The 12,605-nt window shown below is 38.0% G+C and carries 12 protein-coding genes; all 12 read right to left on the reverse strand.

The features are described 5' to 3' along the window. Positions 1 to 254 precede the first annotated feature (254 nt). The 12 genes from KI375_RS18265 to KI375_RS18320 all read right to left on the reverse strand — a co-directional run bounded on the left by KI375_RS18265 (position 255) and on the right by KI375_RS18320 (position 12,441). On the reverse strand, positions 255 to 2,087 hold the full coding sequence (locus KI375_RS18265) for a polysaccharide biosynthesis protein (RefSeq protein WP_212974875.1): 1,833 nt from the start codon (positions 2,085 to 2,087) through the stop codon (positions 255 to 257). Between the two features lie 301 nt (positions 2,088 to 2,388). After that, the gene (locus tag KI375_RS18270) at positions 2,389 to 3,048 is read right to left on the reverse strand and encodes a CpsD/CapB family tyrosine-protein kinase (protein ID WP_212974876.1); all 660 of its coding nucleotides are present in this window, start codon (positions 3,046 to 3,048) and stop codon (positions 2,389 to 2,391) included. Beyond that, positions 3,035 to 3,775, reverse strand: coding sequence for a YveK family protein (locus KI375_RS18275; RefSeq protein ID WP_212974877.1), 741 nt, complete (start codon positions 3,773 to 3,775; stop codon positions 3,035 to 3,037). Before KI375_RS18275 ends, KI375_RS18270 begins: the two co-directional genes overlap by 14 nt. A gap of 186 nt (positions 3,776 to 3,961) precedes the next feature. Further along, entirely contained in the window at positions 3,962 to 5,146 is a 1,185-nt protein-coding gene (locus KI375_RS18280; protein ID WP_212974878.1) for a nucleotidyltransferase domain-containing protein, read from the reverse strand. After that, positions 5,139 to 5,621 carry a lasso peptide biosynthesis B2 protein gene (locus tag KI375_RS18285; protein ID WP_212974879.1) on the reverse strand — a complete coding sequence of 161 codons (483 nt, stop codon included), beginning with the start codon at positions 5,619 to 5,621 and terminating at the stop codon, positions 5,139 to 5,141. Before KI375_RS18285 ends, KI375_RS18280 begins: the two co-directional genes overlap by 8 nt. A gap of 11 nt (positions 5,622 to 5,632) precedes the next feature. Continuing rightward, a complete protein-coding gene (locus tag KI375_RS18290) occupies positions 5,633 to 5,929 on the reverse strand; it encodes a lasso peptide biosynthesis PqqD family chaperone (protein ID WP_212974880.1) in 297 nt (98 codons plus the stop codon). Then, entirely contained in the window at positions 5,923 to 6,861 is a 939-nt protein-coding gene (locus KI375_RS18295; protein WP_212974881.1) for a phosphoenolpyruvate carboxykinase (ATP), read from the reverse strand. Before KI375_RS18295 ends, KI375_RS18290 begins: the two co-directional genes overlap by 7 nt. 150 nt (positions 6,862 to 7,011) lie before the next feature. Next, the gene (locus KI375_RS18300; protein WP_212974882.1) at positions 7,012 to 7,146 is read right to left on the reverse strand and encodes a paeninodin family lasso peptide; all 135 of its coding nucleotides are present in this window, start codon (positions 7,144 to 7,146) and stop codon (positions 7,012 to 7,014) included. Positions 7,147 to 7,164: 18 nt separating this feature from the next. Continuing rightward, complete coding sequence (locus tag KI375_RS18305; RefSeq protein WP_212974883.1) at positions 7,165 to 9,096, reverse strand: asparagine synthase-related protein; 1,932 nt, start codon at positions 9,094 to 9,096, stop codon at positions 7,165 to 7,167. Positions 9,097 to 9,410: 314 nt separating this feature from the next. Continuing rightward, a complete protein-coding gene (locus KI375_RS18310) occupies positions 9,411 to 10,409 on the reverse strand; it encodes a Gfo/Idh/MocA family protein (RefSeq protein ID WP_306419839.1) in 999 nt (332 codons plus the stop codon). 443 nt (positions 10,410 to 10,852) lie between these two features. Further along, the gene (locus KI375_RS18315; RefSeq protein WP_212974885.1) at positions 10,853 to 11,887 is read right to left on the reverse strand and encodes an acyl-CoA dehydrogenase family protein; all 1,035 of its coding nucleotides are present in this window, start codon (positions 11,885 to 11,887) and stop codon (positions 10,853 to 10,855) included. 17 nt (positions 11,888 to 11,904) lie between these two features. After that, entirely contained in the window at positions 11,905 to 12,441 is a 537-nt protein-coding gene (locus tag KI375_RS18320; RefSeq protein ID WP_212974886.1) for a GbsR/MarR family transcriptional regulator, read from the reverse strand. Positions 12,442 to 12,605: the final 164 nt, after the last annotated feature.

The following is a 12,605-nucleotide window of genomic DNA, read 5'->3' on the forward strand; positions in this document are numbered from 1 at the left end:
AACTTCATTCAGTGGTTTTTTTCATCCCCCACTGAATTGGTAAGGATCAAAGGCTAAATTCGCAACATCCTGTTGCCAGACTCAAACGCGACGTCCTGTCGCTTTGTCTGCACTAGTACATCCGATACGTCGCTACGCCCTTTGTGACCTGCGTCCTGCAAGCCCGATACTGGCAGTTGTCCCTCACTTACCTCGAATTCTTGAAGTCGGGGGCTTACTGCCAGTTAATTCGAGATAAATCAAAGCCAACCATTTTAACCTGAATAGGACATCAATGGCTGAGCTTCTGGAATCAATTTATTATTAGCTAAGTCAATTAAGCGTTCTTTTAATACCACTCGATCCATCCCAGAATACGTTGCAATTAGCTCCTCTATTTCAACAATATAAAGTTTCGCCGTCTTCCCAACATAAATATTCGGGTATACCTGTTGCTCACGGATTTCATCTACTTTTAATAGTTCTTCAAATAATTTTTCCCCGGGTCTAATACCGGTAAATGCAATCTCTATTTCCTCCGAAGAATAGCCTGAGAGTTGAATTAAGTTTGTCGCTAAATCTACAATTTTTACGGGTTTTCCCATATCTAACACAAAAATTTCTCCCCCATTTGCCAATGCGCTTGCTTGAATGACGAGTCGAGAAGCTTCCGGGATGGTCATGAAATATCGAATCATATCTGGGTGGGTAATGGTAATCGGCCCCCCTTTTCTGATTTGCTGTTTAAATAATGGAATCACACTGCCACGACTTCCGAGCACATTTCCGAAACGAACGGTTACAAACTTGGTTTTGCTTTTTTGATCCAGATCTTGAATCACCATTTCAGCTAACCTTTTACTTGCCCCCATCACACTTGTGGGGTTCACCGCCTTATCTGTTGAAATCATCACGAATGTTTCGACACCATGCCAGCTGGCTGCTTCTGCTACATTTCTTGTACCAATTATGTTGTTTTTCACAGCTTCCTCCGGATTTCTTTCCATCAAGGGCACATGCTTGTGGGCGGCCGCATGGTACACAACATTAGGTTGGTATGTACTCATGACCGACATCATCTTTTTTTCATCTTGTAAATCAGCAATTTCCGTTAGAAATTCAATTGGTTCATGCCTGAATCTTTCTTTTAATTCCAATTCAATCGAATAAATGCTGTTTTCCCCATGCCCTAATAACACAAGCCGTTTAGGATTAAATTGGGAGATTTGCCGACAAATCTCAGAACCAATCGATCCGCCAGCACCAGTAACTAGGACAACTTTATTCGTTATATCTTTTGAAATACTCTTGAGATCTAAGTCAACAGGTTCCCTTCCCAATAAATCCTCCACTTGCACATCACGAAATTGATTTACCGATATTTTTCCGCTCACAATATCCTCCAGTTTAGGTAAAATTTGTGTTTTGACATTGGTTTTGGCACATTCTTGGAAGATCGTATTTAATCTCCGTTTATTTAGTGAGGGAATTGCAATAATGACATGTTCTATATTTAAATCTTCGATCACCTTCACGAATTGATAGATCCCACCGAATACCGGAACACCTAAGATGTCAAGCTGTTGCTTTTTTATATCATCATCAATAAAAGCAACGGGAAGCAGCTCAGCATCCTTGCTTTTCAATAATTGCCTCGCCACCATCGCTCCCGCTGATCCAGCACCAATAATAAGGGTTCTTTTTTGCTTATCCATCCTGTTCAAATAACGATCCCGATAGATTCGCCAACAAAATCTAGATCCACCTATCAACAACAGATGAAGTAAGCAAGTGACAGCGAGAAAGCGGAAGTTTATTTGCTGAAAGAAGATTTGTTGGATTCCCCCTGCCGTTAATAAGGTAAATAGCGCTACTTTAAAAATAATGATTAATTCACCAATACTCGCATATTCCCACGATTTTCTATAAAACTTAAAGATATACGAATATAGATAATGGCTTAATAATATAGAAAGAGAACTGATCATAATGGGGTAGGCAAACACAGAAAACATAGGACTTACTAAGAAACCACCTAATAAAATAGCTGTCAAAATAATGACAGTATCTATAACCATAAACATCGATAAACGTTGAACATAACTCATCCAATCCCTCCTCGTCTGCTGTATACTTTTGGGTATTTTTAAAAATCTTAATGACATGGTTTTCTAAAAAACCACATCATTAAAATCTTTAAATTGACTTGGGCATCTAACCCGCCCTCACATCACACTACCGACAACTTGTGTCTAAGGTCTTTCAACCCACAGTATGATCGAGTGCCTCCATTGATAGTGGGAAAGAGACATCCCCAGACTAAAATTCTTAATAACGAACATCTTCTCCAAAAAGTAATCATGAGGAGGAACCTCACGAAAATTTGTTCATTTAGACCATTGTCGTTGATTAACCCGTTTTTTCATTAAAAATAACACCGATAATTCTCGCATTTGCAAAATCTAGCACTTTCTTTGTCTCAACCGCTGTTTCAATCTTTGTTTTATCTTGTCGAATAACTAAAACAACCCCATCGCTTAGATGCGCAATGATTTTTGTATCGGTTACGTCCAAAACACTTGTAGAATCCAGTAACACAATATCATATAGCGATTTCGCCTTTTTTAATAAGTGCTGCATTCTTTCAGAGGCGAATAACTCCGCAGGATTATAGAGTACTGCACCGCTTGTTAAAATATCTAAATTTGTAATTTGCGAATAATTCACAGCTTCTTCGAACGTTGAATTTCCTAAAAGGACATCTGTTAACCCAACATTATTCGCTACTCTAAAAATATGATGAATACTTGGATTTCTTAAATTACTATCAATCAAAAGAATCCTTTCTTTCTTTTGTGCCATCGACACGGCGATATTAGCTGCAGTCGTCGTTTTTCCTTCTTGCTTATCAGGAGAAGTAATTAAAAGGGTCGTGCTCCCCATCTCGCCATTTATAAATTGAATATTGGTGCGAATGGTACGAAATTGTTCCGAAATAACAGATTCAGGATTCGTGTACGTGATTAAATTCACTCGTTTTTCCAACTCTTTGCTTTTATTTAGAACCAATTGAGTCACCTCTTATTTTTAATACCATTCGCATATTTTTCTTCTTTCTCACATTCTTTTTACTCATTTTGGAAATACTTCCAAGGACCTGAATACCAAGGATGGACTCGACATCATGCTCTGACTTAATGGAGTCATCTAAGGAATCAAGCAAAAAGATCAGCCCTAACCCAACAATAATTCCGGAAATAAAAGCAACCACTAACAGCTTATTTTGATTATCTTGGCTAACTGGAACAGGATTGGCCTTTGCCTCCGAAAGAATCCTGATATCTTCAAACTCAATAATGCTTGGTATCTCTTTTTTAAATACTTTTGCCGTTGTATTTGCAATATCTGCTGCTGTTTGCGGATTTGCATCTGTCACACTAATTTCTACAACCTGGGAGCCTTCGATATTTGTTACCTCGATTTGTCCAGCCAAGGTCTTTGCTGATCTATCCAGCCCAAGTTCATTGATCACACTCTCTAAAACAATCGTATCCTTAATAATCACTTGCAGAGTATTCCGGTATTCACTATTAGCATCAATAATAATATTGGTAGAAGTTTCATATAATGGCGCTGTCTTATTTTGACTACTATAAAACCAACCAGCCATTGTCGTTAAAAACGTAATGATCAAGATGATCCAAAAACGCCGTTTGATCACTCTAAGCAATTCTTTTATATTGATTTCTTTTGCTATTCTCCTGTCCGCACTATGCATTTGACCGAATTTATCCATAAAGACCACCTTTACAACAATCGTTCCTAATAAAGAACGAATCGAGTTAAAAAAATAAACTTGCTTATAGATTTATATGAGTGGCTGCCTTTAACCATTCTACATTCATGATGGTTCTTTATAAAGAACATGTCAATAGATATTTATAATAAAATAAATATACTTTAGTAATTGTTCTTTGTGCCTTCAAAGTTCAACCTTTGGTGATGGTTTCTTTTTTGTTTTTCTCCATAGCCATAAAAAGGGACGTAATGGAAAATAGAGAAAATGGAATTTAGTTGGTAAAGCCAATGTCTCGGCATCCGTATAGTAAGGATATAATGTGCTTAATAGATAAAAAGTCTTTTGCCTGTTGGGCATTAAGGAAAATAAATGTTTTGCGTGATATTCGGCCACCTCTTTTGGCACTGGATCTGAATGTAAATGAACCATTTTTTCTACATAATAAACGGCTCCTTCAGCTAATTTTAGCGGTCGTCTTCCCTTAAAAAATGACCTCATCTCCTCAGTGATATTTGTCTTCAGCAACTGTTGCGAAAGAATTAATGATTGACCTCCAACTGAACAGACTTGATATTTTCGAAGCTGTTTAAGAATTCTTCTCCAATCTAATCCTTGTTGTGTAAGTTTATGGATATCCACAAGCCAGCGCAAACGTGACCAACCATGGCGGGCACCATGTGTGACAAGAAAAAAGAATAAGTCTTCTTTACTTAACATGTATACAACACTATTTGTCAGCAAACTTCTTCTTTTTCTGTCCCATAATTCAGCAAAGCTCGGCTCTCTACTAGGAGCGGGATTTAACCGCCAATGAATTTCGATCTTTGTCCCTTGGATAGGGTGATAATAAGTAAAGTGATGATGTCGCCATTTCCAGTCATTTAATAATGATTGAATATATTCATCCTTTTGATAGCCTTGTGCAATCAGCAGGTTCTCTGTCTGTTCAAGCTGATGAATGGGAATAAGAACATCCAAATCTCCGGATGTACGTTTTGATATATCCCCATATAAATCTTCTGCTAATAGGGGCCCTTTTAAAAATAGAGAGCGGATTCCTTTTTCTTTAAATAATTGGCCAAGTCCCTCAATTTCAGCACATAAATGGAGCATTCGATAAGTGTTCTGTTTAAATAGGTTTGTAAGTGTTGTTTGGACGTTTTCTGGAACCCTTGGGTCATCCTTTATCTTCGTAGCTAGTAATGGATAGAGACGATGATGGATCGCTAACTGAACGAAAAAATCCCAGTCAATCGCTTGAAACTTTTCCCAGTCTATCTCCTCATTATTTTGTTCATTAACCCATTCCAACATTAATTTTAATTCTTGAGGAACATTTCCTAAATCAAGTTTCTGAAGTTTATTCATAACTTTCCCTCTCAACTGATTGATTGCTTATGTTTTTCGCGAACATACTAACAACCGTAAATTTCTCCATTCCTTCTGCGCCAGAAATATAAATAGAACCGCTCCTTAACCATGCATGGGCAATCAGCTTTCCAACCTCATCTCTAGCAGTCCCCAAATACAGCGTGCTATCGATGCCCCGTTTCTCAAGCATTTTCATCCCAGCTATCGCTTTCACAAGACATTGACTTTCCCATAATGTATATTTGCTCATAATCTGGATGGCATTGGAGATATTTTTCAAGATTTGGGTGTTTGATTGGATTGGATGATAGGTCGTTTCATCCATATGATTTCCTAATGTAGAAGCGACCTTTGAGAATGGGATGTTTTTCAGCATTCTTGCCCATCCTAAATAAATATACGCTTCAATCAAAAGAAATCCTGTTTTTGGATGTAAACGCAAAAACGTCATCAGCTTCGTAAAGACTCTCATTCGACATTCTCCTATTTTTCGGAAATCCTTTTAACCAGATCTTCCTCTAATAAATGGCTTATAAAAGCTTGAACCTGTTCTTCACATTCTTTCGTTTCCACTTGATAACGAGTAAGCAGAGATGTAATGATTTGCTTAATAGAAACTGGTTCTTTCATAAGTTCCCAAATTTCTCCGCCAATCTCACCTAGATTATAGTATTTTCCATTATGAATACTTAGCATCACTTTCTCATCACCCATATTGCTAACAATATTTCCTTCAACTTGAACAACTGCTTGATCAAGAGACCATTTTGTCGTTACCATTTCTCTTCACTCTCCTTACGAATAGTCTTTAATATCAATGTTGTTAATTTATCGGCTGTAAATGAATGAGTTGGTCGCTGGATTTGGTATAGCTGAGTACAACTCGCGATTCTTGTCATCAGATGAAAATGCCATTCTTTTAACCCAAGATGTGATAGTAAAAAATTCCGGTACGTATGCTGAAACAAGGTTTGTAATCGTTGCAATTTTAGAATAGGTTCCATAACTACTTGTTGACGATTTGTTTTTACTAATTCAAATATGCCGGCCAATGGCAAAGGGGACGTAGCAAATTGAGTAGAAACAGGAATTGCAAATTTGCTTTCTCTTTGGAAGATAGGCCGATATCCCTCCGTCCCCATTCCGAACGCTTCCAAGCTTTCTTGCCAAAGTTTTTGCTGTGGATATGTGGGGGAAACCACAGGAATATTCTGCTGGGTAAAAGTGATTGGTATAACATCATCTGTTAATAACTGAAACCCTTGGTGCAAAAAAGCTGAAGCAAGCGTTGATTTACCTGCCCCGGAATCGCCGATAATTGCATAAGCCTTGCCATTAATGGCAAGTGCACTTCCATGTAATGGTAAAACCCTTCTTTGCAAAAGTAGTGCCCCCATACATGAGCCAAGAATATACAAGCGGACATGGTCTTCATGGGCATGCTGCAACGGTGATACGGTAATTTTATTTCCATCTTGAATACAATAAATGGCTGTATGAGGGATGTGAAATAGCACTTTATTTTCCACAACTTTGAAATAGCGATTGTCCCCCTCAGCGTTATTCCACACTTCTGTTAAATCTCCGATTTCAATGGAAATCGTCACTTCCTCACTTTGCTCGCCAATTTGACGCAACTCTGGCAATGGGAACTCACTTCGTACATGCATCCCAAATGCTTTATAGACAACTGGATTAAATGTAATAACCATTTTTCCTCCATGCTACTGAAATTTTGTGTTGTAGCCCTTATCCCTTTTTCAAGTTATAAGGGCTCCTTAGTAAAGCCCTTTTTCTCTTAAGTACGTGTTTATTACACCCCTTAAGTAGTTAGAAGGTTGTAATTAGAAGCTAAAAGACACTTAACTATCATAATGAACCGTGTCTTCTGGATCTGGATCCGGTTGAACTGCATCTGGAATGGATAATCCGGGACCCGCCATCGTCATTCCAATTGTTAGAACTTCTAATTTAGGCTCTTGCCAACTTTTTTTCATCCTCTCACCTCCTTCGCATTAAATGGTCTGGATAAAACGATGTAAGATTAAACTTCGCATAAGCACCTTAAATTCAAATTGGAACACCCATGCATCTTTTGGCTTTTCTTTCATAATGGCTAAACACGACTGAATAACATCTTGATCAATCATCTCTTGCAGGATGGGACTTTTTTGTAATTGCTCTATATCCCTAATAAAATTCCCCCAAATGGCTTTCATTCGATGGACACCATCTGCTCCTTGAATCCCTTTTGTTGTCCGATTTAGACGAACATCATCAGGCAAGTACCCCTTCATAGCTCTTCTAATTAATGATCGATCCATACCTTTTTGAACATATTGACTTTCAGGCAATGACAAACAAAAACGAACAACCCGTAAATCATTAGTTGGATCACGATCAACGACTCCGTATTTTAGGGATAACTTAGTTCCATATGTACCTGTCGTATTCCAGTAAAATAATTGTTGATATTGTTCGGAGCGAATCTTGTAAATATCTGTCTCCAACTTCCCCTGCGGATCAATATTTTGGGCTTGAAGTTTTTCGTGCACCTGGGTCTTCTTAGCAAAAGCTTTATTGATAAACACCGGAAAGGTCGATGTATGATTAAACTTGCTTGGATAAATTGTAGGAAAAGCTTTATTCCCAATTCTCTGGATCATGCTCTTTCTTCCTATGCCTGAATTTTGACTAAACAACTGAATTTCAATGTATAGCCTCCACCATTTCATTTTCTTAAATAATCGGGCATAGTAATCCCAAATCGGCCCCCAAGAAATGGACCAGTTGCCCCTTTGCCCTGTTAAAAGCACACCAATTTCCCTTTGATTTGCTTCTTCATAAATTCCTTTTAACCAATAGGTATTTTCAAAAAATTTATAAGGCATTTCTAAGAGATCAAGCCAATCATCAATTTCTGAATAAGGGTGGCGATCATGAAAACTTACATAGTTTGGAGAAATATTGCCAATATGCTGGACAATTGATTCGATTTGCGGACGTTCATTTGCAACCCTACTCCTTGGTGTCCAATCTTTAAAATCCTTTACAGGAACATAGCTAAAAGTATGCAGCCTTTTATTTTTTGTCTTTAAAGTCTTTGCCGCCATACTTGCAACAGAACTAGAATCCAATCCTCCACTTAGATGAGCACCTACTTGACGAAAAGTTCGTAAACCTCCATTGACTGCGCTTAAGAAAACATCGCGAAAAGCCTCTTCATATTCATGATCTGACTTTAGTCTTAATCTTGTATCTTCTGGTAATGTGCAATAGCGACTAAGTGTAAGCCGATCATCTGTCACAGTAATGGAATGCGATGGTGGGATTTGAAATATATCCTTATACACTGTTGAGGCTGAATCAACTGAATCGACCAAACCCGGATTTGCCAGAAATTCTGCGATCCATTGTTCATTTAGCTTCTTTTGTATGAAAGGTATAGTAAATAATGGCTTAACGATTGTGCAGAAAATAAATTGATGATGTTGATAAGCATAATAGAGCGTTCTTTTTCCTGAGTAGTCCCGCGCCCCAAATAGCTTTCTTTGTTTTTCATCCCAAATGATAAAAGCAAAATCTCCTACCAAAAATTTTGGAGCATCCTCGCCCCACTTATGATATGCCAATAAAATCAATTGACTATCTGTAATCTCTTGACGGTCTTTATGATGGATTTGTAATCGTTCAAATAATTCTTGGCGGTTATCAATAATCACATCTGCTGTAATGGCCAGTTGCCGTTGAGCATCATAAAACGGTAACGACTCTCCAATTGATTCAGGTGTTATCCACTGAGCATGACATCCAAGAAAGATAGAATCCTTTTGCCATGTCTGGATATCGTCTGCTGGAAACCGCTCTAATTCCTGCATGATCCGATTGCCATCATCATTTAATAACGGTCCCTGCGATTGACGAAAAATTCCAGCAATGGCACTCATCTTTTTTCCTCCTTGTAGCATATGTTTAAGCATTTTTTATCAAGAAAAACCGAATAATCTTATTTTATAAGTTTATGATTGTTCTAGTAAAAAGCACAGTTTTGTTCTTCATAAAGAACGATTAACATAAAATTATCATCAATTATTTTTCTTGTCAACTAGTTTTTCAAAATTTTTTTTATTTTCTCTTATCCGCTGTTAGGGGATTGAAGAAAACAGCATAAAAAAAAACGACTCTGCCTTCACATTTTGAATGACAGAGTCGTTTTTTACTTTCAATTGATTGCAATTGTTCCCTCAGTTTAAGGGAGCATTTACAGATTTACTTTTTTACCTTCGGCTTGTGATTGTGCAGCTTTTTCATTGATAGCAGTTAGAGCAAGTACATCCTCTTTTGTAATGGAAGGTGTTGTGCCCTCTAGAATCGATGAGGTCCACTGTTCCATTGGCATTGGTAAGGCTTCCGGTAATTCCGGTGTTTGCCAACCCCTTTCATTCAAATGACTGCTTTGAATACGAACATTTCCTTCCTCAATCAGTAAAACCCCTTCTGTCCCGTATAATTCTAATTGGAAGGGACTTCCAAAGGAAGTAAATCCAGATTCAATGATCCCCATTGCGCCAGATTCATATTCAACTAAAACAGCTGCATTATCATCCACATCAAATACTTTTGATTGTTGCAATTGAGCTTGTACAGCTTTTGCAGGACCAGCTAAGCGATTGGTTAAATAGATCGGATGAGCACCAAGATCCATTAGGGATCCACCGCCGGCTTGTTCTTTATTAAAGAATCGCTCAGGTAACCACCCTGTTTTTGCGCCATTTTGTCCAACACCGCCATTATGCGCGAGACGGCAACGAATAGTTGTCAGTTTTCCTAGTTTACCAGAATCCAAAGCTTCTTGTGCATACAGATAATAGTTTTCTGTTAAACGTGGAAGCGACAACGTTAATTTCACATTATTTTCTTCCACTGCTTGATAAATGTCTTCACAATCCTTCACATTGAAAGCGAGTACTTTTTCAGTGAAAATATGTTTCTTATTTTTAGCGGCTGCTACAATAATGTCTTTATGTAGATTCGTAGGTGTGCTGATAATCACTGCATCTATATCAGGATTAGCCAACACTTTATCAATATCCGCTTCAAAAGGAACATTTAATTCTTTGGCCCACTCTTCTCCTCTTTCTCTTTCCTCATCCCATATCAATTCGATCGATACGTTTGGATTTTCCTTTGCACTGTTTGCATAATCATTTGCATGTACATGCCATCTACTTAGTAATGCGACTTTAATCAAAGTTGACACTCCTTTTTTTATAAATGTTTACCCTTCCATCTTATAAGAAATAGTAGAAAATTGATAGTAAAAACTATTAGTTCAGTTCAAAAAGGAGATAAAAAGGAACAAGTCGGTTAAAGACGCTGACGTCCTGTCAGCAACACCGACACTAGTACATTCTGTACATCGAAAGTTCGAGGCGGACTTGTGCGTCTTGTACTGACTTCTATGTTGCCCACAGGACTTGGACTGTTTTAGTGGAAGATCTTTTCTCCTAATGCGTGAGCGAAAGAAAATCTTCCCTGAATCCGCTTCACACGATGGAAACCGAGCCGCACAGAAACAAGCTAACGAGCTTGCACATGTGTGGTGACTGCGACGTTTGACACAGGATGTGTCAGTATTAAGTATTTAGTCGAAGATCATTTATCTCAAGTGTCATTTTCACCGGATTTTTTGAACATTCTCTATTATAATGGCGTAATAAATCCATGTTGACTAGCCGTATGTAAATCTCGCCAAATTTTATTCAAGGAGGACGTTTCCATAACAGCATCCATTCCTAAATATCGCAACAGGGTATCAACCCCTTGCATCATCATTTGTAGATCCTCTTTACACATTTTACTAAATTGGTTCATCTCCTTTTCAGAGAGGCTGTTCCCTTCTACATGGAGATTCCATAATTTTTCGATTTCTCTATAAAATATATCGACCTTTTGTTGAAAAATGGTTTCCTGCTCAGTCAATAGAAGATCTACAGGCTCAAATTTTGTATCCCCATTCTTTATTCGCCTTTTTACAATCTTTCTAGCCTCTTGATAAAAATGCTCCGTAATCCCGAGACAAACCGACATAAACGATGATTGCGAAAAAGGTAGAAATGGGAAGGTATGAACTGGTCCCGAGTATTCATTTTGCGGAACATCCAATTTAAAGGTATATTCCTCTGAAACTAACGCATTCCTTACTCTCATAGTATGGCTGCCTGTTCCTCGCAAACCTAGAGCATTCCAATCCTCGATGATCTCTACTTGGTGCGGCATGAATATAAAGCTAAGCATTTCGCCTGCTTCTGTCAAACTATTGGCTGTATAGAAAGAAGCAAAAGGAGAACCACTGCAATATTTCCACTCTCCACTTACGATATAGCCTCCATCTATTTTCCTTGCTTTTCCATTGGGGTACCCACTGCCTGCAATAACCGCCTGCTCATTTTTAAATAATTGCGCAGCCAACGACTTTTCAATAGTGGGAATAAACATGCCGCCGCCTGAGCCAATCGCTGTAAGCCAGCCTAAATTCCCTTCCATTTCTGATACTTTTTGGAATACCTGCAAAGCAGCCGGTAGATCCAGCATTCTTCCGCCTAGTTCTTTCGGAATAAATAATTTAAATAATCTTTCTTCATATAACCATTGCAATAAACCCTCAGGAATTGCTCCTGAATAATCAATATACATTGCCTGACTTCTCACATCATCGACCAAGGCCTTGCTATACATATCAGTCCACCAACCCATTACTCTTTTTTCTTCGGTACGAAATCAAAAATTTGATGTTCTTCAAATGTTTCCACGACTCGTTCTAACCATTCAAAGTACTCAAAAACATATTCCAATTTCTCAAGATCTTCCCTTGCTAATTCTATCACATCTTCACTTGTTTGTTCGTCTTCAAGTAAAGTTTTTAATTCAGCAATGGACTTTTTGATTGAAATTTTGTGGACGGAGATGGATCCTTTCCATTTCGTTGAAAACAGATCTATAAAACCTTGATACCAATCTTCTTCTACTTGATATAAATCTTTTCTTACACCTTTTTTCCAAACCCTCTCGACCATTTTCAAATCTGATAATGCTCTTACAGATGTACTCATACTTGTCTTACTCATCCCTAATTCTTCCTTCATCTCATCAAGGGTGATGGGCTTACGCTGAAAAAACATCATACCGTAAAGTCTGCCTGCTGAGGGGGTTAGTCCATATAAATGAATGTTTTGGGCAATGGTCTCAATAATTCTCTCTCTCGCTTTATCAAGCTGTTCCATACCTTCCATCTTATTCACATCCTAAGTGCATGATAATTTATAAGAATTTTTCATTATACTTCAATCAGTGGAGGTGTTTTTTCATCCCAACTAATTTCAGAAGATCAAAGGCTAAATTCGCGACGTCCTGTCGTTTCGCATGCACTAGTCGTAACCTTTGTGACCAATATCCT

Source organism: Bacillus sp. J14TS2 (genome assembly GCF_018333015.1).
GTDB lineage: Bacteria > Bacillota > Bacilli > Bacillales > Bacillaceae_C > Lederbergia.